General features: G+C 72.6%; 21 protein-coding genes. 13 read left to right on the top strand and 8 right to left on the bottom strand.

Annotated elements, in window-relative coordinates:
* Positions 1-8 precede the first annotated feature (8 nt).
* From KME80_RS31030 to iolC, 6 genes are all read right to left on the bottom strand, one after another.
* Positions 9-647, bottom strand: coding sequence for an HAD-IA family hydrolase (locus KME80_RS31030; protein WP_219509992.1), 639 nt, complete (start codon positions 645-647; stop codon positions 9-11).
* Between the two features lie 49 nt (positions 648-696).
* The gene (locus KME80_RS31025) at positions 697-1,710 is read right to left on the bottom strand and encodes an AI-2E family transporter (RefSeq protein WP_219509991.1); all 1,014 of its coding nucleotides are present in this window, start codon (positions 1,708-1,710) and stop codon (positions 697-699) included.
* A 65-nt stretch (positions 1,711-1,775) separates the two neighbouring features.
* A complete protein-coding gene (iolD, locus tag KME80_RS31020; protein ID WP_219509989.1) occupies positions 1,776-3,632 on the bottom strand; it encodes a 3D-(3,5/4)-trihydroxycyclohexane-1,2-dione acylhydrolase (decyclizing) in 1,857 nt (618 codons plus the stop codon).
* Positions 3,629-4,468 carry a 5-deoxy-glucuronate isomerase gene (gene iolB, locus KME80_RS31015; RefSeq protein WP_219509988.1) on the bottom strand — a complete coding sequence of 280 codons (840 nt, stop codon included), beginning with the start codon at positions 4,466-4,468 and terminating at the stop codon, positions 3,629-3,631. The genes iolD and iolB overlap by 4 nt, the downstream gene beginning before the upstream one ends.
* On the bottom strand, positions 4,465-5,370 hold the full coding sequence (locus KME80_RS31010; RefSeq protein WP_246646053.1) for a Cgl0159 family (beta/alpha)8-fold protein: 906 nt from the start codon (positions 5,368-5,370) through the stop codon (positions 4,465-4,467). The genes iolB and KME80_RS31010 overlap by 4 nt, the downstream gene beginning before the upstream one ends.
* Positions 5,367-6,305 (bottom strand): 5-dehydro-2-deoxygluconokinase, encoded by a 939-nt coding sequence (gene iolC, locus KME80_RS31005; protein WP_219509987.1) that lies wholly within the window; start codon positions 6,303-6,305, stop codon positions 5,367-5,369. Before iolC ends, KME80_RS31010 begins: the two co-directional genes overlap by 4 nt.
* Positions 6,306-6,579: 274 nt before the next feature.
* Here iolC and KME80_RS31000 point away from each other — a divergent pair, with 274 nt between their 5' ends.
* From KME80_RS31000 to KME80_RS30965, 8 genes are read left to right on the top strand one after another with little or no spacing between them, the layout of a single operon-like run.
* Positions 6,580-7,965 (top strand): extracellular solute-binding protein, encoded by a 1,386-nt coding sequence (locus tag KME80_RS31000; protein ID WP_246646052.1) that lies wholly within the window; start codon positions 6,580-6,582, stop codon positions 7,963-7,965.
* A complete protein-coding gene (locus KME80_RS30995; protein ID WP_219509986.1) occupies positions 7,940-8,875 on the top strand; it encodes a carbohydrate ABC transporter permease in 936 nt (311 codons plus the stop codon). Before KME80_RS31000 ends, KME80_RS30995 begins: the two co-directional genes overlap by 26 nt.
* On the top strand, positions 8,872-9,690 hold the full coding sequence (locus KME80_RS30990; protein WP_219509985.1) for a carbohydrate ABC transporter permease: 819 nt from the start codon (positions 8,872-8,874) through the stop codon (positions 9,688-9,690). Before KME80_RS30995 ends, KME80_RS30990 begins: the two co-directional genes overlap by 4 nt.
* Entirely contained in the window at positions 9,691-10,761 is a 1,071-nt protein-coding gene (locus KME80_RS30985; RefSeq protein ID WP_219509984.1) for an ABC transporter ATP-binding protein, read from the top strand. It abuts the gene before it with no gap.
* Positions 10,758-11,939, top strand: coding sequence for a CehA/McbA family metallohydrolase (locus tag KME80_RS30980; protein WP_246646051.1), 1,182 nt, complete (start codon positions 10,758-10,760; stop codon positions 11,937-11,939). The genes KME80_RS30985 and KME80_RS30980 overlap by 4 nt, the downstream gene beginning before the upstream one ends.
* Positions 11,930-12,823, top strand: a complete 894-nt coding sequence (locus KME80_RS30975) for a TIM barrel protein (RefSeq protein WP_246646050.1) — start codon at positions 11,930-11,932, stop codon at positions 12,821-12,823. Before KME80_RS30980 ends, KME80_RS30975 begins: the two co-directional genes overlap by 10 nt.
* A 49-nt stretch (positions 12,824-12,872) precedes the next feature.
* Positions 12,873-13,952, top strand: a complete 1,080-nt coding sequence (locus tag KME80_RS30970; RefSeq protein ID WP_219509983.1) for a Gfo/Idh/MocA family protein — start codon at positions 12,873-12,875, stop codon at positions 13,950-13,952.
* Complete coding sequence (locus tag KME80_RS30965; protein WP_219509982.1) at positions 13,949-16,633, top strand: glycoside hydrolase family 38 N-terminal domain-containing protein; 2,685 nt, start codon at positions 13,949-13,951, stop codon at positions 16,631-16,633. Before KME80_RS30970 ends, KME80_RS30965 begins: the two co-directional genes overlap by 4 nt.
* Here the strand turns inward: KME80_RS30965 and KME80_RS30960 are convergent.
* On the bottom strand, positions 16,630-18,087 hold the full coding sequence (locus KME80_RS30960) for a PucR family transcriptional regulator (protein ID WP_308125994.1): 1,458 nt from the start codon (positions 18,085-18,087) through the stop codon (positions 16,630-16,632). The two genes, KME80_RS30965 and KME80_RS30960, sit on opposite strands and share 4 nt — an antisense overlap.
* A 69-nt stretch (positions 18,088-18,156) precedes the next feature.
* Between KME80_RS30960 and speB the strand changes: the two genes are divergently transcribed.
* The 3 genes from speB to KME80_RS30945 are packed head-to-tail and all read left to right on the top strand — an operon-like array spanning position 18,157 to position 21,259.
* Positions 18,157-19,089 (top strand): agmatinase, encoded by a 933-nt coding sequence (gene speB, locus KME80_RS30955; protein ID WP_219509979.1) that lies wholly within the window; start codon positions 18,157-18,159, stop codon positions 19,087-19,089.
* Entirely contained in the window at positions 19,086-20,594 is a 1,509-nt protein-coding gene (locus KME80_RS30950) for a purine-cytosine permease family protein (RefSeq protein WP_219509978.1), read from the top strand. Before speB ends, KME80_RS30950 begins: the two co-directional genes overlap by 4 nt.
* Positions 20,591-21,259: a cyclase family protein gene (locus KME80_RS30945; RefSeq protein ID WP_308125993.1), complete on the top strand. Its 669-nt coding sequence runs from the start codon at positions 20,591-20,593 to the stop codon at positions 21,257-21,259. The genes KME80_RS30950 and KME80_RS30945 overlap by 4 nt, the downstream gene beginning before the upstream one ends.
* On the opposite strand, the gene KME80_RS30940 is transcribed toward KME80_RS30945, so the two are convergent.
* Complete coding sequence (locus tag KME80_RS30940; protein ID WP_219509977.1) at positions 21,238-21,732, bottom strand: Lrp/AsnC family transcriptional regulator; 495 nt, start codon at positions 21,730-21,732, stop codon at positions 21,238-21,240. The two genes, KME80_RS30945 and KME80_RS30940, sit on opposite strands and share 22 nt — an antisense overlap.
* Before the next feature lie 202 nt (positions 21,733-21,934).
* On the opposite strand from KME80_RS30940, the gene KME80_RS30935 reads away from it, so the two are divergent.
* Together KME80_RS30935 and KME80_RS30930 are read left to right on the top strand one after the other, a co-directional pair.
* Positions 21,935-23,368 (top strand): gamma-aminobutyraldehyde dehydrogenase, encoded by a 1,434-nt coding sequence (locus KME80_RS30935; RefSeq protein WP_219509976.1) that lies wholly within the window; start codon positions 21,935-21,937, stop codon positions 23,366-23,368.
* Between the two features lie 38 nt (positions 23,369-23,406).
* On the top strand, positions 23,407-24,477 hold the full coding sequence (locus KME80_RS30930) for an ABC transporter ATP-binding protein (RefSeq protein ID WP_246646048.1): 1,071 nt from the start codon (positions 23,407-23,409) through the stop codon (positions 24,475-24,477).
* Positions 24,478-24,482 lie beyond the last annotated feature (5 nt).

Below are 24,482 nucleotides of genomic sequence, written 5' to 3'. Positions count from 1 at the left end.
AGGGCGGCTCAGATCGCCCGGACGAGCCCGCGCAGGTCGGGCTGCGTCTCCTGGGGGATCGCGGGGTCGGCGGGCCGCTCGCCCTGCCGGTTGATCCACACGCGGCGGATGCCGAGCTGGTGCGCCGGGACGAGGTCGTGCACGTAGCTCTGCGCCACGTGCACCCAGTGGGCGGGCCGGTGGGCGCGTTCGAAGGCGCTGAAGTGGGCGTGCGACGGCTTGTAGGCGCCCACCTGCTCGGAGGTCACCACGGCGTCGAAGGGCACCGGGAGCCGGCGGAGGGTCCCGGCGATGAGGTCGCGGTCGCAGTTGGTGAGCAGCGCCAGGTTCCAGCCGGCCTCGCGCACGGCCGACAGCTCGGTGCCGACCTCGGGGAAGACCGGCCAGTAGGGCAGGGTGTCGCCGAGCACGAAGGCGTCGTCGGGGGCGAGCGTCACCTTCTCCTGCGCGCAGGCCCGGCGCAGCGCCTCGGCCAGCACCTGCCGGTAGCGCATCGCGGGGTTCTCGGCCTGCACGTCGAGCTCGTGCCTGACGTACGCCTCCAGCAGGCGCTCGCCGTGACCGGGGGCGATCAGCTCGGCGCCGGAGCGGATGCCGTGCCGCCAGTCGACGAGCGTGCCGAAACAGTCGAACGTGACCCATCGCATAAGGCTCATCATGCGCCCTTGGCGATCTTTACGCGACCCGTCGCGCCGGTCAGGCGCGAGCCGGAGCCGGAGTGCCGGATCCTCTGAGGTGCCCGTGGCTGAGCAGGGCCACGATGACCGAGGTCACCGGGGCGGCCAGGAACGCGCCGGTGATGCCGGCGATCACGCTGCCGACCGTGATGGCCACGAGGATGACCGCGCCGGGCAGGTCGAGGGCCTTGCCGTAGATCTGCGGCGCCAGCACGTGGCCCTCGATCTGCTGCACGAGCACGGTCACCGCGACGACGATCAGCGCGATCAGCCAGCCCTTGGCCACGAACGCGACCACCGCCGCCAGCAGCCCGGCCATGAACGCCCCCACGACCGGCAGGAACGCGCCGACGAACGTGAGCACCGCCAGCGGCAGCGCGATCGGCACGCCGAGGATCCACAGCGCGAGCCCGATGAAGAACGCGTCGACGAGCCCGACGAGCGCCACCCCGCGGATGTAGCGGCCGATCACGGAGAACACCAGCTCCCCGGTCTCCATGAGCCGCTGCCGTGCCGAGGCGGGGAACAGCTCGACCAGCCAGTGCCACAGCCGGTCGCCGCCGTGCACGAAGTAGACCGCCAGGATGACGGCCAGCACGCCGCCCACCACGATCTCGCCGGCGGTCCGCACGCCGGCGATCGCGCCCGTGGTGATCTGGTGCTCCTGCTTGGCGAAGTAGTCGCGCGCCTGCTGGAGCAGCTGCTGGTCGTCGAGCCCCAGCCAGGCGGTGAACCGGTGCAGCTCCTCCAGCACCTTGCCGACGCTGGCGTGCATCTCGGCCACGCTGGCGATGGTGGGCGGCACGAGCAGCGCGCCCAGGCCGACGGCCAGCAGCAGGCCGCCGACGAAGACGACGGTGGTGGCGAGCGCCCGGTTGAGCCCGCGCCGCATCAGCCAGCGGGCGGGCGGGTAGAGCAGGGCGGTGATGAACAGGCCGATGATCACCGAGAGGACCACGGTGCTCACGATGGAGTAGCAGTAGAGCACCACCGCGATGATCGCGATCCAGCCCAGCGCCCGCCACGGCCTCATCCCCGCCCCCTTTTCGCTGCTCAGAGGCCTTCCCTCCGCGGCCCGGGGCAACCCCTCCGAGAGGGCTAAGCGGGCGGAGCCAGGTGCGGGCGTTGCTCCAGCTTGTCCTTCTCGTACGCGCCGCGCGCCTCGCCCGCCGCCCGGGTGGTGGACACCTCGGCGACCGGGACGTCCCACCACGCCTCGGACGACGGGGTGTCGACGTGCGGGTCGGTGACCACGTGGATCACCGTGGTCGTGGTGGCGGCGCGGGCCTCGTCCAGGGCCTTGCGCAGCTCGGCGAGCGTGCCGGCGCGCACGACGGTGGCGCCGAGGCTGGCCGCGTTGGCCGCCAGGTCCACCGGCAGCGGCCCGCCGTCGTAGCGTCCGCCGCCCCGGTAGGCGTAGGCGGTGCCGAGCCGTTCGGCGCCGACGCTCTCGGAGAGGCGGCCGATGGAGGCGAAGCCGGAGTTGTCCACCAGGACCACGGTCAGCTTGACCCCTTCGGCGACGGCCGTGACGAGCTCCTGCGCCATCATCAGGTAGGACCCGTCGCCCACCATGACGAACACCTCGCGTGACGGGTCGGCGAGCTTGACGCCGAGCCCGCCGGCGATCTCGTAGCCCATGCACGAGTAGCCGTACTCGACGTGATAGCTGCCCGGCCCGCTGGGCCGCCAGAGCTTGTGCAGGTCGCCGGGCATGGACCCGGCGGCGCAGATCACCACGCCGTCGTCGCCGGCCGCGGCGTTGACCGCGCCGATCACCGCGGGCTGCGGGAGCGGCGAGCCGTCGAGCGCGTACGCCTCGTCGACCAGCGCGTCCCAGGCGCGCGACAGCTCGGCGGCGCGGGCGCGGTGGGCGGCGGGGGCGGCCCAGCCGTCGCAGGCGGCGGCCAGGTCGGCCAAGCCCTCGCGGGCGTCGGCGACGAGCTGGAGCCCGGACAGCTTGGCCGCGTCGAAGCCGGTCACGTTCAGGTTGACGAACCGGGCGTCCGGCGCGAACAGCGAGCGGGAGGCCGTGGTGAAGTCGCTGTAGCGGGTGCCGATCCCGATGATCACGTCGGCCTCGCGGGCCAGCGCGTTGGCGGCCGTGGTGCCGGTCGCGCCGACGGCGCCCATCGCCATCGGGTGCCCGTACGGCAGCGCGCCCTTGCCCGCCTGCGTCTCGGCGACGGGGACGCCGTAGGTCTCGGCGAAGGCGCGCAGCTCGGCGGACGCCTCGCTGTAGAGGACGCCGCCGCCCGCGACGATCAGCGGGCGCTCGGCCGACCTGATCACCTCGGCGGCGCGGGCCAGGGCGGCGCGTTCGGGCCGGGGCCTGGGGACGTGCCACACGCGCGGGGCGAACAGCTCGGCGGGCCAGTCGGCGGCCTCGGCCTGCACGTCCTGCGGCAGCGCCAGCGTCACCGCGCCGGTCTCGGCAGGGTCGGTGAGCACCCGCATGGCCGCCAGCAGCGACGACGGGAGCTGCTCGGGCCGGTTGATCCGGTCCCAGAACCGGGAGACCGGCTTGAACGCGTCGTTGACGGAGATGTCGTACGAGCGCGTGTCCTCCAGCTCCTGGAGCACCGGGCTGGCCACGCGGGTGGCGAAGATGTCGCCCGGCAGCAGGAGCACCGGCAGCCGGTTGATCGTCGCCCCGGCCGCGCCGGTGATCATGTTGGTCGCGCCGGGCCCGATGGAGCTCGTGCAGGCCAGCGTGGACAGCCGGTTGCTCGCGCGGGCGTAGGCGGCGGCGGTGTGCACCATCGCCTGCTCGTTGCGGCTGAGGTAGTAGGGCAGCTCCGCGCCGGGGGCGGCCAGCGCCTGGCCGAGCCCGGCGACGTTGCCGTGACCGAAGATGCCGAAGCAGCCGCCGAACAGCCGGTGCTCCACGCCGTCGCGCTCGGTGCGCTGGGCGGCGAGGAAGCGCACCACGGCCTGGGCCACGGTAAGCCTCATGAGGTCCTCCCGAAGGGCAGCCTGGGGTCGATCTCCTGGCCGGTCCAGGAGCCGCGGATCCAGGCGTGGCGGGGATCGTCGCAGAACGCCATCGACCGCTCGGCGGCGGGTCCGGCCAGCACGTTCAGGTAGTACAGGTCGTAGCCGGGCGCGGCCATCGACGGCCCGTGGTAGCCGTAGGGCACGAGCACCACGTCGCCGGAGCCGACCTCGGCCAGCGTGTCGACGTGGCCCCGTCCGGAGCCGTAGACGCGCTGGTAGCCGAGGCCCTGGTCGGCCACCTCGAAGTAGTAGATCTCCTCCAGCACGGCCTCGCCGGGGCCGGCGGTGTCGTGCTTGTGCGGCGGGTAGGACGACCAGTTGCCGCCCGGCGTGAGCACCTCGACGGCCACGAGCTTGTCGCACGCGAACGCCTCGGGGGAGGCGAAGTTGTTGACCTGGCGGCTGGCCTGCCCGGCGCCGCGCAGCTCGACGGAGACCGCCGACGCGGGCACGTACCGGGCCTCCAGGCGGCGGCCGGCCCGCGCGGACGGCAGCGCGATCCGGCCGGCGCCCTCCAGCACGACGTGCTCGCCGATCGGGACGTAGGCGAAGTCGGACGGCCCGTCGAACACCGACGGCCGGCCGGACAGCTCGAACGTGCCGGAGCCGTGCGTGACCGTGCACGAGCCCGACAGCGGCAGGACCAGCATCTCCTCGCCGCCGGTGTCGAAGGCGACCGGGGCGCCGTCCAGGTCGGCGATCCGCAGCCCGGAGTAGTCCCACCCGGCCAGGCCGGGGGTGATCTCGACGGCCCAGGGAGCCGCGGCGGCCTTGCCGTACGGAATGTAAGTCATGAACCAGCCTCTCGCACCAGGGTCGCGGCGCCGTCCACGGCGGTGGCGACGTCGTCGTCCGGAGGGTAGAGCAGAGCGCGCCCGACCACGAGCCCCCGCACGCCGGGCAGCAGGAGCGCGCGCCCCCAGTCGGCGTAGGCGGCGGCCACGTCGGGCGGGTCGCCGCCGAGCAGCAGCGCGGGCAGCGTGGTGGCGGCCATGACGCGCTCCATCTCGGCGACCGCGGGGATCTTCAGCCAGGTGTAGGCGGAGGTCACGCCGAGGGCCTGGGCGACGCTGATGGCCCGGATGACGGCGTCGGGCGACAGGTCGTTGCGCACGGCCCCGCTCTCCGAGCGCACCGACCAGAACGGCTCGACCATGGCCAGGAGCCGGCGCCGGGCCAGGTCGGTGACGGCGCGGGCGCACGACTCCAGGGTGGCCACGCTGGCGTGGTCGCCGGGGTCGATGCGGCAGAGCATCTTGCCGCCGTCGAGGCGCATGTCGCCGATGGAGGCCGCGTCGAAGCCGGTGAAGCGGTCGTCCAGCTCGAACACCGAGCCCTGGAGCCCGCCCCGGTTCATGGAGCCGAAGGCGAGCTTGCCTTCGAGCGCGCCGAGCAGGAGCAGGTCCTCCAGCACGTCGGGGGAGGCCAGGATGCCGTCGACGCCGGGCCTGGCCAGCGCCACCTGGAGCCGGTCGAGCAGGTCGACGCGGCTGGCCATGGCCAGCGGCCGGTCGCGTACGGCCAGCGCGCCGCGCGCCGGATGGTCGGCGGCGATGATCAGCAGGCGTTCGTCCTCGGCGGGCAGGCCGCGCCGCTGCCTGCGGGCGGCGGCGTGGGCGATCTCCTCGGGCCGGGTGGCGCGGATGTGGGTGAGCTGCTCGTAGCCGACGCTTCGGGGCAGCGTGATGTCGCTCAAGGACGGGCTCCCGTCTGGAGCGCGAGCACCTCGTCGGTGGAGGGCATCGCGTCGGCGCAGGCCAGGCGGGCGGCGACGTGCGCGCCGGCCGCGTTGGCGAAGCGGAGGGTACGTTCCAGCGGCCAGCCGCGCACCAGGCCGAGGCAGAGCGCCCCGCCGAACGCGTCGCCGGCGCCGAGCCCGTTGACCACCTCGACGGGCACGGGCTCGACGACGACGTGCTCGTCCTTGGTGCGGGCCAGCACCCCGGCGGGGCCCAGCTTGACCACGGCCACCTCCATACCGGCGTCGAGCAGCGCCTGCGCCGCCTCTTCGGGGTCGCGGGTGCCGACGGCGATCTCCACCTCGTCGAGGTTGCCGACGGCCACGTTGGCGTGCCCGAGCGCGCGGCGCACCTCGCGGCGGGCGGCCTCGGGCGACTCCCACAGCGTGGGGCGGTGGTCCAGGTCGAACACCGTCCACCCGGACGTGCGGGCCTCCAGCGCGGTGGCGTGCGCGGACCGGCTGGGCTCCTGGCTCAGCCCGGTGCCGGTGAACCAGAAGACCGACGCCTCGCGGATCGCGGCCAGGTCCAGCGACTCGGGTTTCACCTGCAGGTCAGGCGGATGCTCGCCCCGGTAGAAGTAGATCGGGAAGTGGTCGGGCGGGAAGATCTCGCAGAACGTGACCGGGGTGGGCGGCCCGTCGACCGTGCCCACGAAGGCGTCGTCCACACCGAACCCGCGGATCGCCTGCCGTACCCATTCGCCGAAGGGATCCGCGCCCACGGCGGTCACCACGGCGGAGCGCAGCCCGTGTCGGGCCGCCGCCACCGCGACGTTGGTCGGGCTGCCGCCGAGGAACTTGCCGAAGGTCTCGACGTGAGCCAGGCCCACGCCGGTCTGCAGCGGATAGATGTCGACGCCGCAGCGGCCGATCGTGATCAGGTCGAACAACGCACCTCCAGAGATGGAGCCTTCCGCCCAACACTATGGCATATTGTCATGACATTCGGATGTCCGCTATGTTACTGAATGTGCCCTGGCCGTATCCCCCGATGGGCGGCCCCGCCGGCGCGTCGCATAGTGTCGGGCTGGCGGTCCGTCTCCCAACGGGCAAAGTCGCAGCATGAGGGCACGCTCCTGGATATGGCAAGGTCTTTACGTCATATGGATGTCATGACATATTGGCCCTGACTTCCTCCCTTTTAGGACGTGTCGGAGGGTTTGCATGGTGTTGCGGAAAAGGTCGGTGGTCGCGGTGTTGGCCGCGTCCGCGCTGGGACTCGCCGGGTGCGGCCAGTCGTCCGGCGGTGGCGGAGGTGACGCCATCGAGCTGACGATCAGCCAGAACGCCATCGCCGGCGGCAAGAACGCGGCAGCCGCCGACCACATCGCCAACTGGGTGATCCCCAAGTTCGAGGAGGCCCAGAAGGCCAAGGGCAAGGACGTCACGGTCAAGTTCGTCCCCAGCGGAGTCGACGACGAACAGTACAAGACCAAGCTCTCCCTGGACCTGAAGTCAGGCAAGGGCGCGGACGTGATCGACATCGACGGCATCTGGGCGGGCGAGTTCGCCGAGGCCGGCTACATCAAGCCGCTGGCCGAGCTGGTCGGCCCCGAGGCGGACAGCTGGGACGGCTGGCAGCAGATCCCCGAGGCCGTGCAGGGCCTGGCCACCTTCGAAGGCAAGAAGTACGCGCTGCCCGTCGGCACCGACGGCCGCGTCCTCTACTTCAACAAGACGCTGTTCACCAAGGCCGGGCTGCCCGCCGACTGGCAGCCCGCGAGCTGGCAGGAGATCCTCGACGCGGCCGCCAAGCTCAAGTCGTCCGGCGTCCCCGTGCCGATCCAGATCAACGCCGGCACCGCGATGGGCGAGGCCACCACGATGCAGGGCGTGCTGCCGCTGCTCGCGGGCGCGGGCGGCGAGGTGCAGAAGGACGGCAAGTGGACCGGCGCGTCCCAGCCGCTGAAGGACACCCTCGGCCTCTACCAGAAGATCTACGGCGGCGGCCTCGGCGACCCCAAGCTCCAGCAGGAGGCCAAGGGCCGCGACAAGTCGTTCCAGCAGTTCGCCGAGGGCAAGATCGGCATCCTGCTCGAAGGCGACTACTTCTGGCGCGGCGTGGTCAACCCCAAGGACGGCGTCGCCAAGATGGACGACCGCGACCAGGTCGTCGGCTACGCCAAGATCCCGGCCATCGAGCCCGGCAAGGGCATCCGCGGCCAGGACTTCGTCAGCATGTCCGGCGGCGCGCTGCGCACGGTCAACCCCAACACCAAGCACCCGAAGGAAGCCTTCGAACTGCTCGCCTTCACGCTCTCGGCCGACGCGCTGAAGGAGGAGACCAAGGACGGCAACGTCCGGATCACCCCGCGCAGCGACGTCAACAAGGAGATCCTGGCCGGTGAGCCGCTGCTGACCTACATCTCCGAGCAGGTGCTGCCGCTGACGGCCTACCGGCCGCCGGTCGCGCTCTACCCGCAGGTGTCGGTCGCGCTGCAGGAGGCCACCGCCGCGGTGGCCGGCGGCACCCCGGCCGACCAGGCGGCCGCGGACTACCAGAAGAAGCTCGAAGGGCTCGTCGGTGGCGCAGGTAACATCGCCTCCTAAGCCGGCCGAGGTCGTCAGCCCGGCCCCTGCCCGCCGCTACAGCTCCGATGCGGCGGGCCTGGGCCGGCTGCGGGCGGGCGCCTTCGTGGCGCCCGCTCTGGCGCTGATCGCGGTCTTCCTGGTCTTCCCCGCGCTCTGGGTGATCTACCTGGGGCTGACGAACTACCGGCTGACCGGCGCCGCCGCGGCCGAGCCGCAGTTCGTCGGGCTGGACAACTTCGTCAAGGCCGTCACCGACCCGGAGTTCTGGGACTCCACCTGGCTGACCTTCCAGTTCGTGCTGGGCTCGGCCGTCATCGGGCAGGTGGTGCTCGGCTTCACCCTGGCCTGGATGCTGAAGGACCGGCGAGGCACGCTCAAGAGCGTGGTCGAGGGCCTGGTCATCCTGGCCTGGATCCTGCCGAGCGCCGTGGTGTCGTTCCTGTGGGTGGCGCTGCTCGACCGCGACGCCGGCACCCTCAACGCGCTGCTCGGCATCCCCGGCTTCGCCTGGCTGCTCGACCACCCGATGCTGTCGATCATCATCTTCAACACCTGGCGCGGCACCGCGTTCTCGATGATGCTCTACGGCGCGGCGCTCGGGAACGTGCCGCCGTCGCACCTGGAGAGCGCCCGGCTGGCCGGGGCGTCCGGCTGGCAGCAGTTGCGCGACGTGGTGTTCCCGCACATCCGCGGGCACATCCTGACCAACCTGCTGCTGATCAGCCTGTGGACGTTCAACGACTTCAGCCCCTTCCTGCTCACGGCGGGCGGCCCCGACGGCAAGTCCGAGGTGCTGGCCGTGCACGTGTACAAGGTCGCGCTGCAGAACGGCGACCTGGGCTACGGCGCGGCGATCTCCACCGTGATCCTGCTCATCAACCTGGTCGTGGCGGTGTTCTACCTGCGGCTGCTCAGGAGCAAGAAATGACCCGCACCTGGGCCGGCCGGATCGGCTTCTACACGCTGATCGCGGTGCTCCTGGCCTTCTTCACGATCCCGCTGCTGTGGCTGGCGGCGGCGCCGTTCACCTCGGACCCGACGTACGAGGTCCGGATGCCGGACTTCACGTTCGAGAACTTCCAGACGATCATCGAGCACCCGTACGCGCTCGGCTCGCTGGTGAACTCGCTGATCCTGGCGATCGGCACCGCGCTGCTCGTGGTGGTGCTGTCGGCGCTGGCCGCCTACGCGCTCAGCCGGGTGCGCATCCCGGGCCGCGACGCGCTGCTCTACGCGCTGCTGCTGCTCTCGTCGATCATCACCGGGACCGCCGCGATGGTGCCGCTGTTCCAGCTCGCCATCGAGCTCGGCCTGATCGACTCGCACACCGGGCTGATCCTCATCCTGACCGGCGGCCTGCTGCCGGCCGCGATCTTCATGATCAAGGACTTCATGGACGCCACGCCGAAGTCCTACGAGGAGTCGGCGCGGGTGTTCGGCGCCTCGCCGCTCCAGATCGTCCGCCACGTGGTCACCCCCGTGGTGCGGCCCGGCCTGGCGACGATCGCGGTGTGGACGATCGCCAACGTGTGGGGCAACTTCCTGATGCCGTTCCTGCTGCTCAGCGACGTGGAGAAGCAGCCGGCCGCGGTGATCATGTACACCCTCTACACCGAGGGCGGCCAGGCCAACCTCAGGGTGCTGTCGACCTTCGGCCTGCTCTACTCGGTACCGGTCGTGCTCATGTACCTGTTCGTCAGCAAGAAGTACGGCTTCCGCTTCCACGGAGGGATCAAGCGCTAAATGGCCGCTATCGAACTTCGGGGCCTGACCAAGGTCTATCCCGGCGGGGTGAAGGCGCTCGACTCGCTCGACCTGACCGTCCCCGACGGCGAGTTCTTCGCCCTGCTCGGCCCCTCGGGCTGCGGGAAGACCACGCTGCTGCGCACGATCGCCGGGCTGGAGACCGCCACCGGCGGCGCCGTCGTGATCGGCGGGCGGGACGTGACCGGCGTGCAGCCGGGCGGACGCGACATCGCCATGGTCTTCCAGGACTACGCCCTGTTCCCGCACATGGACGTCAGCGACAACATCGCCTACCCGCTGCGCATCAAGAAGGTCCCCAAGGCCGCCCGCCACGCCAAGGCCGCCGAGGTCGGCGCCAGGCTCGGCCTGGAGCAGCTCATGGACCGGCGGCCCGGCCAGCTCTCCGGCGGCCAGCAGCAGCGCGTCGCGCTGGCCCGCGTCATGGCCACCCAAGCGCAGGCGTTCCTGTTCGACGAGCCGCTGTCCAACCTGGACGCCCGGCTGCGGCTGGAGGCGCGCACGTTCCTGAAGAAGCTCCAGCGCGAGCTCGGCGTCACGACCGTCTTCGTCACCCACGACCAGGCCGAGGCGCTGGCGATGGCCGACCGCATGGCCGTCATGGAGGCCGGGCACATCCGCCAGATCGGCACCCCCGCCGAGGTGTTCCAGCGGCCCGCCAACACGTTCGTGGCCGCCTTCATCGGCTCCACCCCGATGAACCTGCTGGACGCCGTCGTCAGGGGTGACACGCTGGAGGTGGCCGGGTGCAAGCTGCCCGTCCCCGCCTCCGCGGAAGGACTCCTGACCGAGGGGGAGAAGCTGGTGTACGGGGTGCGTCCCGAATACATGACCTATTCGGCGCAGCCGGTCGACGGGTCGCTGACCGGCGGCGTCGTCATCCTGGAGAACCTGGGGGCCTCCCACCTGGTCACCCTGGACGTGGCGGGCGTGCTCGTGCAGGCCGTCGTCCCCGAGGGGCACGAGCCGGCGCTGGGCGAGCAGGGCTACGCGGTGCCCCGGGGCGACCGGGCGCTGGTCTACCGTGACGGCGAGCTGGTGACGGCATGAGCGTGATCCGCGGGCACTGGAGCCTGGACGACCGGCTGGAGCGCATCCTGCGCGAGGTGCCCTTCGAGGTGCCCGAGGGCGCCCCGGCGGTCACCGTACGGCTGTCCTACGACCGGTCGCAGGGCGTGCTCGACCTCGGCTGCGGCGGCCCCGGCGGGTTCCGCGGCTGGTCGGGCGGCGCCCGCGACTCCTACACGATCACCCCGGGCTGGGCCACGCCCGGCTACCTGCCCGGCGAGCTCGAAGCGGGCCAGTGGCAGGTGTGGCTGCGGCTGCACCGCGTCCCGCCGCAGGGCCTCGACTACACGCTGGAGATCGACACCGCGCCCGTGCCCGAGCCGGAGAGCGCCGAGCCGCCGCACGGGGAGCGCCCGCCGCGCCGCGACATCCCGGACGTCGGCGGGCTGCGCTGGTTCGCCGGCGACTTCCACGCCCACACGCTGCACAGCGACGGGGCGCTCACCGTCGCCGAGCTGGCGGAGCTGGCGCTGGGGCGCGGCCTGGACTTCCTCGCCGTCACCGACCACAACACCGTCAGCCACCACCCCGAGCTGGCCAAGGCCGGCCGGGCCATCACGCTGCTGCCCGGCCAGGAGGTCACCACCGACCGGGGGCACGCCAACGTGTTCGGCGACGTCGGCTGGGTCGACTTCCGGCAGCCCGCCGACTCCTGGGTCGAGCACGCCGATCGGGCGGGCGGGCTGATCTCCATCAACCACCCGCTCGGCGGCGACTGCGCGTGGCTGCAGCCGCTCACCGAGCGGCCCAGGATCGCCGAGGTCTGGCACTCCGGCTGGTGGGACCGCCGCTGGGGCGCGCCCCTGGCCTGGGCCGACGCCTGGCACCCCGACCTGGTGGCGATCGGCGCCAGCGACTTCCACCGGCCCGGCTCCGACGGGCTGCCCGGCTCGCCCACCACGTGGGTGCTGGCCGAGGACCCCGGCGCGGCGTTCGACGCCGTAGCGGCGGGCCGCACGGCGATCTCCGCCGGGCCCGGCGCGCCGCTGCTCCTGCGGCTGGGCGACGAACTGCTCGCCCTGGACGCCGACGGGCTCATCCTGGTCCGCCCCGGCGGCGCCCGCCAGGTGATCCGCGGCGACCGCGTGCTGCTGCCCGCCGCCGAAGGGCGGCACCGACTCGAAACCTACGAGAACGAGGTGATGGCTCTATGCGCCTGATCAGTGTCGCCAACGCCCCGGTGAGCTTCGGCGTGTTCGAGCTGAGCGACGCCCCGCCGCCGCTGACCGCCGCCGAGATGGTCGGCGCGATCGCCGGCGCCGGCTACGCGGGCATCGACCTCGGCCCCATCGGCTACCTCGGCACCAAGGACGACCTGGCCGAGCGGCTGGGCGGGCTGCTGCTCGCAGGCGGCTGGGCCGACCTGCGCTACAGCGACGCCGAGGCGTTCAAGCAGGGGCTGGCCGCGCTCGACGCGACGCTCGACGTGTTCGACGCCGCCCCGGCCGCGCCCGCGCACCTGGCGCCCCGGCCCACGCTCGGCTGCTCCGGCTCGCCCGCGCGCTTCGCCCGCCCCGGCGGGAACGCGCCCGGGCTGGCGGCGTCCGAGTGGGCCGGTTACGCCTCCCGCGTCCAGGAGGCGGCCCAGCGCTGCCGCGACCGCGGCTACGAGCCCGCCTTCCACCACCACCTCGGCACGTACGTCGAGACGCCCGAGGACGTCGAGCGGCTGCTGGAGCTGACCGACGTGCAGCTCTGCCTCGACACCGGCCACCTGCTGCTGGCCGGCGGCGACCCGGTGACCGCGCTGCGCGACTGGTCGGGCCGCGTCGGCCACGTCCACGTCAAGGACGGCGACCGCGCGATCCTCGCCCAGGCCCTGGCCGACGGCGTGGACCTGCGCGAGCTGATGGGCCGCGGCGGCTTCGCGCCGCTCGGCGAGGGCGAGCTCGACCTGCCCGGAGTGATCAGCACGCTCGGCGAGATCGGCTACCAGGGCTGGGTCATCATCGAGCAGGACACGCTGCCCGGACGCCGGTCAGTTGAGCGGAACATCGCCGATCAAGCTGCCAATCGCGAGAAGCTACGGGAACTCGGACTTTGAGGCCACGCCGGAGGGGCTGGCTGGTTGAGACCATGCTGGAGGAGCGGGTTTGAAGATCGCGCTTGTCGGATGCGGAGCCGTCACGCAAGCGGTGTACGTGCCGTTGCTGTCGCGCCGCCGAGATCTGTTCGAGGTGACGGCCGTCTGCGACCTGTCGCGGACGCTCGCCGACGCCGTGGGTGACCGGCTCGGCGCCCCCGGCCGCCACACCGAGCTCGCCCGGATGCTGGAGGCCGGCGGCTTCGACGCCGTGCTCGTGCTCGCCTCCGGCTCCCACGGCGAGACCGTGCGGCAGGCGCTCGCGGCCGGCTACGCCGTGCTGTGCGAGAAGCCGCTGGCGCTGACCCGCGCCGAGGTGGACGCGCTGCCCGAGGGGCGGCTCATGGTCGGCTACATGAAGCAGTACGACCCGGCCGTGCGCCGGGCCGAGGAGTTGCTGGCCGAGCTCGGCGGCCCGGGGCGGATCCGGTCGGTCGAGGTGACCGTGCTGCACCCGAGCGGGGAGTCGCAGCTCGCCTTCGCCAACCTGACCCAGGCCCGCGACGTGTCCCCGGAGCTGCTCGCCTCGCTGCGGGCGGCCGAGGACGGGCTGGTGTCGAAGGCGCTCGGCGAGTCCGCGCCCGCCGCCGTGCGCTCCCTGTACGGGGTGGCGCTTGGGTCGATCTGTCACGACCTGTCACTGCTGCGCCGCTTCACCGGCTCCCCCCACGAGATCGCGTACGTCGAGACCTGGGGGGAGGCGCCCGGGTCGATCGAGATCTCCGGGCCGCTGCCCGCCGCCGGCCGGTTCGCCATCCGCTGGCACTACCTGGAGGACTACCCGGCCTACCGCGAGAGCGTGGTCATCCACCACGACAGCGGCTCGCTGGAACTGGTCTTCCCCTCGCCCTACCTGATGAACGCGCCCACCACGCTCACCGTCGTGTCCGGCGGCGAGAGCCGCACCGAGTGGCGTGACGTGACCGAGGCGTTCGAGGTGCAGCTGGCCGCCTTCCACGCGTTCGTCAACGACGGCAAGCCGCCGCTGACCGACGCCGCCGGAGCGCTGGAGGACATCGTCACCGCTCAGCGCATCGCCGCCCGCTACGCCGTCCAGCACGACCTGCCGATCGGAGGCGAAGCCGCATGACCGCGGAGATCGTCGTCGTCCCGCACACCCACTGGGACCGCGAGTGGTACGAGCCCTTCCAGCGTTTCCGGCTGCGGCTGGTGGCGCTGCTGGACGAGGTGCTCGACACGATGGAGAAGGACCCCGACTACCACTTCACGCTCGACGGGCAGCTCGCCTGCGTGGACGACTACCTGGAGGTGCGCCCGGAGAACCGCGACCGGATCGCCGCCCTGGTCGAGTCCGGGCGGCTGGCGGTGGGGCCGTGGCAGATCCTGCTCGACGAGTTCCTGTGCTCGGGCGAGAACATCGTGCGCAACCTGGAGCTCGGCATGGCCAGGGCGGACAAGCTCGGCGGCGCGATGGCCGTCGGCTACCTGCCGGACATGTTCGGGCACACCGCGCAGATGCCGCAGATCCTCAGGCGGGCCGGGCTGCTGCACGCCTGCGTCTACCGGGGCGTGCCCGCGTCCGTCACCACCGACGCCTTCGCCTGGGTCGCGCCCGACGGCACCGCCATCCGGGCCCAGTACCTGCCCGCCGGCGGCTACGGCAACGGCGCCCACCTGTTCGAGGACCCCGCCCAGCTCGGCGAGCGCGGCGCCGCGTTCGTCCGCACCATGCGCGGCTGGCACGGTCCCGACGGGCCGCTGCTGGCCATGTACGGCACCGACCACTCGGCCCCGGTGCGCGGCCTGCCCGACATGGTCAAGCAGCTCGGCGCCCGCATGGACACCCTGTCCGGCTACATCGAGGCGCACTCCGCCGACGTGACCGGGCTGCCCCGCGTCACCGGCGAGCTGCGCTCGCACGCCCGGGCCAACATCCTGCCGGGCGTGATCTCCGTACGCGCCCACGTCAAGCAGGCGATGAGCCGCGCCGAGCGGATGGTCGAGCGCTACGCCGAGCCGCTGGCCGCGCTCTGGGGCGGCGAGTGGCCCGGCCGCTTCCTCGACATGGCCTGGTGGCGGCTGGTCGACGCCAGCGGCCACGACTCGGTCACCGGCTGCGGCGTGGACGAGACCGCCCAGCAGGTGGCGGCCCGCATCGCCGAGGCCGAGCACCTGGGCCAGGCCGTGCGCGACATGGTGACCGCCCGGCTGGCCGGAACGGTGCCGTCCGGCGCCGTGCTCGTCGTCAACCCGACGCCCGCCCCGAGACGCGGCGTCGTGGCGATCAACGTGGCCGGCAGCGACCCGCTGCTCGACGCCGACGGGGTCAAGGTCCCGCTCCAGCCGCTGGAGTACGCCCCGACGCTGCTGCTCGACGAGGAGATGGACCCGGCCACCGCGCTGACCTTCATCCACGGCACCGAGCTGTACGGCCAGCACATCACCGGCTGGTCGGTCGACGACGGCGTGCTGACCTTCACCGTCGCCCGCGAGTCGAGCGCGGCCTTCAACGTGGGCCAGGTGCGCGGCGCGCTGGAGGGCGTGACCCGCGTCCGCATCCTCGCCGAGGCCCGCCGCACGCTCGCCGCGTACGTGAGCACGCCGCCGCTCGGCCACGCCGCGGTGCGCACCGCCCCCTACTCGGAGGTGGCCGGGGCCCCGTCCGGCGACCCGTTCGTGCCGGTGCGCGCCGAGGAGCGGATGCTCGACAACGGGCTGCTCAACGTCGAGGTGGCGCGTGACGGCACGCTCACGCTGACCAGCGCCGACGGCGTCACGCTGACCGGGGCGGGGCGGATCGTCGACGGCGGCGACGTGGGCGACAGCTACAACTACGCGCCTCCGGCCCACGACCGCGTCGTGCAGGACCCGGAGTCGGTGCACGTGTCGAAGGTGTGCTCGGGGCCGCTGGTGGCGGCGTTCGACGTGTGGCGCACCTACCAGTGGCCGGCCGCCGGCGACGGGATCGACGGCACCCCGGAGATCCCGGCGCAGTCGCGTACCGAGGTCACCGAGGAGATCGCCGTCCGCACCCGGGTCGAGCTGCGCGCGGGCGAGCCGTTCGCGCGGCTGACCGTGGAGTTCGACAACCGGTGCGCCGACCACCGGGTGCGGCTGCACGTGCCGCTGCCCGAGCGGGCGACGCGGTCGCACGCCGAGGGGCAGTTCGCCGTCGTCACGCGCGGCCTGGACGCCGAGGGCGGCTGCGGCGAGGAGCCGCTGCCGACGTTCCCCGCCTCCTCGTGGGTGGCGGCCGGGGGAGTGGCGGCGCTGCTGGAGCACGTCACCGAGTACGAGCTGGTCGACGACGGGAAGGAGCTGGCGCTCACGCTGCTGCGCTCGATCGGCTTCCTGTCGCGCAACCGTCACGTGCTGCGCCCCGAGCCCGCCGGGCCGCAGCTGCCGACCCCGGCGGCGCAGTCGCGCGGGCTGCGCTCGGTGGAGCTGGCGCTGATGCCCTACAGCGGCACCTGGAAGGCGGTGCCCGAGGCGGCCGAGACGTTCCGGCACGACCTGCTGGCCGTGGCGGGCACCGGCGACCCGGCGCTGCCGCTGCCCGCGCCCGCCGCGGGGCTGTCGGTGGCCGGTGACGGCGTCGTCATGACGTCGCTGCGGGTCCGCGACGGGTGGCAGGAGCTGCGCGTGGTCGCGCTCACGGACGAGTCGACCGAGGCGGTCGTCGAGGGCGGGTTCACCCGGGCGCGCCTCGCCGACCTGCGCGGGCGTCCCGGCGCGGAGGTGCCGCTGACCGGCGGGGTGCTGCGGCTGCCGCTGTCGGCCTGGGAGATCGCGACGGTGCAGCTCTCCTAGTCGTGCAGGCCGAGCTGACGGGCCGCCTGGAGGGCCAGCCAGACCTCGGCGAAGGCGGCGCTGGACGACAGGTCGCGGCCCGTCAGGGCGGCGAAGCGGCGCAGCCGGTAGGCGAGCGTGTTGGGGTGGACGTGCAGGGCGGCCGCCGCGTCCTCGGTGCGGCGGTCGCGTTCCATCCAGGTGCGCACCGAGGTGAGCAGTCGTGAGTCGTGCGCCTCGTCGTAGGCGAGCACCTCGCCCAGCACGTCGTCCACCAGCGCGGTGAGCGTGTCGGCGTCGTCGGGCAGCCACCGGCCGGTGGTGTCGTCGCCGTAGTGGACGAGCGGCCGGCCTGACGCGGCGGCCCGGTCGGCGGCCCAGACGGCCTCGCGCCGGGCCACCCGGGTGGAGCCGCCCGCCGCGAACGGCCTGCTCACCCCGGTCCGCGCCCCGGCCGGCGCCGTGAGCGCGTCGCCCAGCCCGGGGGCGCCGAGCACGTAGTGGTCGCTGCCGCGCCGCAGCATCAGGTGCGGATGGTCGGCCAGCGCCCGGCGCAGCGCGTCGTCGGCCGCGCCCCGTACGACCATCAGGACCGTCTCCCCGTCGGCGGCCAGGCCGAGCCGGGCCAGGCGGCGGCGGGCCGTGGCCGGGTCGAGCACGTCCTGCAGCAGCTCGGCCAGCGTCTCGGCGCCCTCGCGGCGCAGCGTCTCGCGCTCGTGCCTGGCCATCGCCACCTGGAGGGCCGCGACCGTGGCGATGTGCTGCACCACGGCCAGCCCGGCGGGCCTGGCGCCCTCCCGCTCGAAGGCCACCAGGAACCCGGCCGGGCCGCCGGGCGCGGGCACCGGCAGCGCGAAGCCGCCCGGGATCGTGGGCGGCGCGTCGGGGGCCGACGGCAGCGCGTCGAGCGACGGCACGGGCACCCCGGGCAGCAGCGGGCGCCCCTGCGGCGTGCACAGGTAGACGTCGTAGCCCGACAGCCGCTCCAGCCGTTTGAACAGCGTGGCCGTGTCCAGGTCCTCGGCGGCCAGCCAGCGCAGCGCGCCGAACACCTGCAACTGCGCGCCCAGCCGGTGCCGGGCGTCCTCCTGCACGGCCGCGGCCACCTCCTGGGCGATCGCGATGAACGGCACCGCCAGCGGCACCTCCAGCACCGGCATCCCGCGCGCCTCGGCCGCCTCGAAGAACGCCTCGTGCAGCGGCGGCACGTGGAGCTGCGCCGACAGCGCCAGCGCCGAGACGCCCGCGTCGTCCAGCCGCTCCAGGTAGGCGCGCTGCCGGGCCGCCGCGCGTGGCACGCCGATGCCCGTCGTCATGATCACCTCGGCGCCGAGCAGCCACGGCGTCGGGTCGTCCAGCTCGCTCACGTGCGCCCACGACACCGACCGCCCCACCCCGGCCTCGCCGGCGAGCAGGCGGAGCTGGAGCGCGGGCGAGCGCAGCAGATCCTCGACCGTCACCTTGTGCTCAGCCACAACCCCCACCGTAGTACTTCGTGAATCGCCCAATTGCCGCAGGTCAGCGGCGTGACGTTGACTGCGTGCATGCACACAGGCCCCGTCGACTCCGCCCGGGTCCCGCGTTTCGCCGGACCCGCCACCTTCGCCCGTCTGCCCCGCCTCGACGAGGTGGGCCGCGCCGACGTGGCCGTGGTCGGAGTGCCGTTCGACAGCGGCGTCTCCTACCGGCCCGGCGCCCGGTTCGGCCCGTCGGCCGTGCGCGAGGCGTCGCGGCTGCTGCGGCCCTACCACCCCGGCCTGGACGTCTCCCCGTTCGAGCGGGTCCAGGTGGCCGACGCCGGTGACATCGCGGCCAACCCGTTCCACATCGGCGAGGCCATCGAGAGCATCGAGGCCGCCGCCGACGCGCTGGACGCCCGCCTGGTGACGATCGGCGGCGACCACACGATCGCGCTGCCGCTGCTGCGCTCGGCCGCCAGGAAGCACGGGCCGGTGGCGCTGCTGCACTTCGACGCCCACCTCGACACGTGGGACACCTACTTCGGCGCCGAGTACACGCACGGCACCCCGTTCCGGCGGGCCGTCGAGGAGGGCATCCTCGACACCGAGGCGCTCAGCCACGTCGGCATCCGCGGCCCCCTCTACGGCAAGAAGGACCTGGAGGAGGACCGGCGGCTCGGCTTCGGCATCCTCACCGCCGCCGACGTGCTGCGCCGCGGCCTCGACGAGGTGATCGACGCGCTGCGGCAGCGGATCGGCGACCGGCCGCTGTACGTGTCGGTCGACATCGACGTGCTCGACCCGGCGCACGCCCCCGGCACCGGCACCCCGGAGGCGGGCGGCCTGACCAGCCGCGAGCTGCTGGAGATCCTGCGCGGCCTGGCCGGGACGAACCTCGTCGGCGCGGACGTGGTCGAGGTGGCCCCCGCCTACGACCACGCCGAGATCACCTCCGTCGCCGCCTCCCACGTCGCCTACGACCTGGTCAGCCTGCTCGCCCTGCGGGAGAAGCCATGAGCACGAGCATCACCGAGATCGAGACGTACGGCGTCGAGCGCATCCCCGACGCCGAGCGCACCGCCCGGCCGGTCGACCTGTTCCGGGTCGCGTTCGGCGGCGCGAACACCTTCGCCACCTGTGTGCTGGGCGCCTTCCCGATCCTGTTCGGGCTGTCGTTCTGGCAGGGGCTGGCCGCGACCGTGCTCGGGCTGGCCGTCGGGGCGCTCATCCTGGCGCCGCTGTCGCTGTTCGGGCCGCTGAACGGGACCAACAACGCGGTGTCGTCCTCGGCGCACCTGGGCGTGCACGGCCGGATCGTCGGCTCGTTCCTGTCGCTGCTGACGGCGATCGCGTTCTTCTCCATCTCCGTGTGGTCCTCCGGCGACGCGCTCGTCGGCGGCGCGCACCGGCTGGTGGGGCTGCCCGACACCGACGTCACCTACGGCGTCGCGTACGCGCTGTTCGCCGGGCTCGTGCTGGTGGTGTGCGTGTACGGGTTCCGCTTCATGCTGTTCGTCAACAAGATCGCGGTGGCGGCGGCGTCGCTGCTGTTCGTGCTGGGCGCGGTCGCGTTCGCCGGCGACTTCGACCCGTCCTACCCGGGGACGCTGGCCGCCGGTGACCCATTGTTCTGGCCGTCGTTCATCGGGGCGGCGCTCATCGTGCTGTCGAACCCCGTGTCGTTCGGCGCGTTCCTGGGCGACTGGTCCCGCTACATCCCGGCCTCGACGCCGCGCTCGAAGGTGATGGCCGCCGCGTTCCTGTCGCAGATCGCCACCATCCTGCCGTTCTTCTTCGGCCTGGCCACCGCGTCGATCATCGCCGCCAAGGCCGCCGAGTACATGGACCCGGCCGCGCCCAACTACGTCGGCGGGCTGCTGGCCATCGCTCCCGCCTGGTACTTCGTGCCCGTCTGCCTCATCGCGCTGATCGGCGGCATGTCCACCGGCACCACGTCCCTCTACGGCACCGGGCTGGACTTCTCCAGCGTCTTCCCGCGCTTCTCGCGGGTGCGGGCGACGGTGTTCATCGGGACGCTGTCGATCGTGTTCATCTTCGTCGGCCGCTTCGCGGCCAACCTCACGCAGAGCATCTCCACGTTCGCCACCCTCATCATCACCTGCACCGCGCCGTGGATGGTGATCATGATGCTGGGGTACGTGACCCGCCGGGGCTGGTACGACCCGGAGGCGTTGCAGGTGTTCAACCGGAGGCAGACAGGCGGCCGCTACTGGTTCGCCCACGGCTGGAACGCGCGGGGACTGGCCGCCTGGCTCGTCTCGGCGGCGCTGGCGCTGGCGTTCGTCAACCTGCCCGGCCAGTTCGTCGGGCCGCTCGGCGGGCTGGCGGGCGGGATCGACATCTCGCTGCCGGTCGGCCTGGGCATGGCGGCGGTGCTCTACCTGGCGCTGCTGGCCGCCTTCCCGGAGCCGCGCGAGGTCTACGGCCCCGACGGGCCGCGCCTGGTGCGCTCGGCCGACACCCCGGTGCCGCCGATCGCCGGGGCCGAGGCGGCGGCGTGAGCGGGGAGCTCGTCGACCTGTCGGTGCCGCTGACCACCGGGATGCCGGTCTACCCGGGCGACCCCGAGGTGAGCGTCGAGCCCGCGCTGACCACCGGCCGAGACGGCGTCAACGTGCTGCGGCTGCACCTGGGCTCGCAGTCGGGCACCCACGTCGACGCGCCCTACCACGTCGACGACACGCTGCCCCGGCTCGACGCCCTGCCGCTGGACCGCTTCGCCGGGCCCGCCGTGGTGGTGGACGCGCGCGGGCTGGGACCGCGGGCGGCCATCACGCCGGAGCGTCTGGGGGCCGTGCCTGCCGGGGCGCCGATCGTGCTCGTGGCCACCGGCTGGTCGGCCCACTGGGGGAGCGAGGCGTACCAGGCGCATCCGTACCTGACCGAGGAGGCGGCGGAGCTGCTGGTCGCGGCGGGGACGCGGACGGTGGGGATCGACGCGCTGAGCGTCGACCCGACGCCGGCGGCGGACTTCCCCGCGCACCGGGTGCTGTGCGGCGCCCACGCGGTGATCGCCGAGAACCTCACCGGGCTCGACCGGCTGCTGGAGGCGCAGGCGGCGGGCCTGGCGGTCGAGGTGTGGCTGATGCCGATCCGGCTCGGCGGCGCCGACGGGGCGCCGGTGCGGGCGGTGGCCCGCCTGGGTCAGCGCGTGCCCCAGGAGTAGGTCTGCTTGCGCAGCTTCAGGTAGACGAACGACTCGGTGGCGCGCACCGCCGGGATGGCGCGGATCTTGCTCAGGATCTCCAGCAGGTGGCTGTCGCCCTCGCACACCACTTCCACGATGACGTCGAAGGAGCCCGCCGTGAGCACCACGTAGTCGATCTCCGCGATCGCCGAGAGCTCGTCGGCCACGGCCTCCAGGTCGCCCTCGCAGGTGACGCCGATCATGGCCTGGCGGGGGAAGCCGAGCGTCAGCGGGTCGGTCACCGCGACGATCTGCATGACCCCGGCGTCCTGGAGGCGCTGGACCCGCTGCCGCACGGCTGCCTCGGACAGGCCGACCGCCTTGCCGATCGCGGCGTAGGGTTTGCGGCCGTCCGCCTGGAGCTGCTCGATGATCTGCTTGGCCAGGTCGTCGAGAACGACCGGACCCGGCGAGGCGCCGGAGCCGCGGCGCACCCGAGGCGGCGTCGTCATGGCGAGGAATCCTCCTAGCGGTCCGGCGTTACGGGGGCGTTCCCGCCGGGTTGCCGTCCTGGTGCGACATGTTGTCAGTTCTCGGCGCTCTGTCAAGCGAATTCGTAGCAATTTGATATCTTCACCACGAAATCCCTTGTCCTGATGCAAGTGCTCTGTAAGAGTCGCGGCATCTCAGCCACCCCACCAGGAGGTCATCACCTTGACCACCCGTCTGCAGAACTACGTCAACGGTGAGTTCGTGGACGCCAAGAGCGGCCGTTTCTCCGACGTCGTCGACCCGTGCACCGGGGAGGCCTACCTCCAGGCCCCGATCTCCAGCGCCGAGGACGTCGACGCGGCGTACGCCGCCGCGGCAGCCGCGTTCGAGTCGTGGGGGCGGACGACCCCGGGGGAGCGGGCGAACCTGCTGCTCAAGGTCGCTGACGCGATCGAGGCGCGGGCCGACGAGATCAACGAGGCCGAGTGCCTCAACACCGGCAAGCCGCGCGCCCGCATGGCCGAGGACGAGACCCCGGTCGCCGCCGACCACTTCCGCTTCTTCGCCGGCGCCGCCCGCACCCTGGAGGGCCCGACGGCCGGGGAGTTCCTGGCTGAGCACACCAGCGTCATCAGGCACGAGCCGATCGGCGTCATCGGCCAGGTCACGCCGTGGAACTACCCGATGATGATGGCGGTTTGGAAGATCGCCCCCGCGCTGGCGGCCGGCAACACGATCGTGCTCAAGCCGTCCGACACCACCCCGGCCTCCACGCTGAAGCTGGCCGAGATCCTGGGCAGCGTGCTGCCCGCGGGCGTGTTCAACGTCGTCACCGGTGACCGCGAGACCGGCGCCCTGGTCGTCGGCCACCCGACCGCCGCCATGGTCGCCATCACCGGCTCCGTCGGCGCCGGCATGTCGGTGGCCAGGAGCGCCGCCGACGACCTCAAGCGCGTCCATCTGGAGCTCGGCGGCAAGGCGCCCGTCGTGGTCTTCGACGACGTCAAGGACCTGCGCAAGGCCGCCGCCGACATCGCCGTCGCCGGCCTCTACAACGCCGGCCAGGACTGCACCGCCGCCTGCCGCGTGCTCGTGCAGGAGAGCGTCCACGACGAGTTCGTCGCCGCGCTCGCCGAGGCCGCCGCCGCGACCGTGACCGGCGACCTGTCCAACGAGGACGCGCTGTACGGCCCGCTCAACAACGAGCAGCAGCTCGCCCGCGTGCAGGGCTTCGTCGAGCGCGCCCCCGCGCACGCCAAGGTGCTCACCGGCGGTCACCGCGTGGGGGAGAAGGGCTACTTCTTCGCCCCGACCGTCATCGACGGCCTCAAGCAGGACGACGAGATGGTGCAGAACGAGGTCTTCGGCCCCGTCATCACCGTCCAGACGTTCACCGACGAGGCCGACGCCCTGGCCAAGGCCAACGACGTCCGCTACGGGCTGAGCAGCTCGGTGTGGACCTCCGACCACGGCCGGGCGATGCGGATGTCGAACCGGCTCGACTTCGGCGTCGTGTGGGTCAACACGCACATCCCGTTCGTCTCGGAGATGCCGCACGGCGGCTTCAAGCACTCCGGCTACGGCAAGGACCTCTCGGTGTTCGGCCTGCACGACTACACGAGGGTCAAGCACGTCATGCACTACATCGGCGAATAACGTACAAGGGACGAAACCTGGATATGGCCGAGCAAGGTTTGATCGAGCGGAGTGCGATCGAGCTTGAGGGGGTTGTCAAGGAATACCTCTCACATGGCGAGGTCGTCCAGGCGGTCAAGGGCGTGACGCTGGACATCGCCGAGGGGGAGTTCTTCTCCCTCCTCGGCCCGTCCGGGTGCGGCAAGACCACGACGATGCGCATGATCGCGGGCTTCGAGGAGCCCTCCAAGGGCGTGGTCCGGCTGCACGGCCAGGACGTCACGAACGTCCCGCCGAACCGGCGTGACGTGAACATGGTCTTCCAGTCCTACGCGCTGTTCCCGCACATGAGCGTGTGGGACAACGTGGCCTTCGGGCTGAAGCAGAAGAAGACGCCGCAGGAGGAGATCCGGCGGCGGGTCGGCGAGATGCTGGAGATCGTCGACCTCGGCGGCCGGGAGAAGCGCCGCCCGCGCGAGCTGTCCGGCGGGCAGCAGCAGCGGGTCGCGCTGGCCCGGGCGCTGGTCAACCGGCCACGCGCGCTGCTGCTCGACGAGCCGCTCGGCGCGCTCGACCTCAAGCTCCGCCAGGCGATGCAACTGGAGCTCAAGCGCATCCAGCGCGAGGTCGGCATCACGTTCGTGTACGTGACGCACGACCAGAGCGAGGCGCTGACCATGAGCGACCGCATCGCGGTCATGAACGACGGCCTCGTCGAGCAGCTCGCCGGGCCGCGCGAGATCTACGAGCGGCCCGCCAGCACCTTCGTGGCGGGCTTCATCGGCACCTCCAACCTGCTGTCCGGCACCGCGGCCGGCGGCGTGCTGGAGACCGGCGGCGGCCGGGTGCTGGTGCCCGGCCACGACGGCGAGGTGTCGGTGACGATCCGGCCCGAGAAGATCCGCATCTCCGCGGACAAACCCGACGGCGAGCTGAGCGCGCTGCCGGGCACCGTGGCGGAGGTCGTCTACCTGGGCACCTACACCAGCTATGCCGTGACCCTCGCCGACGGGGCCGAGATCACGGTGTTCCAGCAGAACGCGCAGGACGCGACCACCACCGCGGAGCGGGGCGACTCCGTGTGGCTGTCGTGGCAGGCGCGCCACTCCTACGTGATGGAGAGTCGATAGCACAT

This window comes from Nonomuraea ceibae, from assembly GCF_019396325.1.
Lineage (GTDB): Bacteria > Actinomycetota > Actinomycetes > Streptosporangiales > Streptosporangiaceae > Nonomuraea > Nonomuraea ceibae.
This window is presented reverse-complemented; position numbering and strand designations above follow the sequence as displayed.

Excerpts from the sequence above, each read along its gene's own strand:
- KME80_RS30950 (WP_219509978.1), top strand. The coding sequence starts at position 19,086 with ATGAGCACGAGCATCACCGAGATCGAGACGTACGGCGTCGAGCGCATC.
- KME80_RS30985 (WP_219509984.1), top strand. The coding sequence starts at position 9,691 with ATGGCCGCTATCGAACTTCGGGGCCTGACCAAGGTCTATCCCGGCGGG.
- KME80_RS31030 (WP_219509992.1), bottom strand. The coding sequence starts at position 647 with ATGCGATGGGTCACGTTCGACTGTTTCGGCACGCTCGTCGACTGGCGG.
- KME80_RS30975 (WP_246646050.1), top strand. The coding sequence starts at position 11,930 with ATGCGCCTGATCAGTGTCGCCAACGCCCCGGTGAGCTTCGGCGTGTTC.
- KME80_RS30980 (WP_246646051.1), top strand. The coding sequence starts at position 10,758 with ATGAGCGTGATCCGCGGGCACTGGAGCCTGGACGACCGGCTGGAGCGC.
- KME80_RS30940 (WP_219509977.1), bottom strand. The coding sequence starts at position 21,732 with ATGACGACGCCGCCTCGGGTGCGCCGCGGCTCCGGCGCCTCGCCGGGT.
- KME80_RS30965 (WP_219509982.1), top strand. The coding sequence starts at position 13,949 with ATGACCGCGGAGATCGTCGTCGTCCCGCACACCCACTGGGACCGCGAG.
- speB (WP_219509979.1), top strand. The coding sequence starts at position 18,157 with ATGCACACAGGCCCCGTCGACTCCGCCCGGGTCCCGCGTTTCGCCGGA.
- KME80_RS31025 (WP_219509991.1), bottom strand. The coding sequence starts at position 1,710 with ATGAGGCCGTGGCGGGCGCTGGGCTGGATCGCGATCATCGCGGTGGTG.
- KME80_RS30990 (WP_219509985.1), top strand. The coding sequence starts at position 8,872 with ATGACCCGCACCTGGGCCGGCCGGATCGGCTTCTACACGCTGATCGCG.
- iolB (WP_219509988.1), bottom strand. The coding sequence starts at position 4,468 with ATGACTTACATTCCGTACGGCAAGGCCGCCGCGGCTCCCTGGGCCGTC.
- KME80_RS31000 (WP_246646052.1), top strand. The coding sequence starts at position 6,580 with ATGGTGTTGCGGAAAAGGTCGGTGGTCGCGGTGTTGGCCGCGTCCGCG.
- iolD (WP_219509989.1), bottom strand. The coding sequence starts at position 3,632 with ATGAGGCTTACCGTGGCCCAGGCCGTGGTGCGCTTCCTCGCCGCCCAG.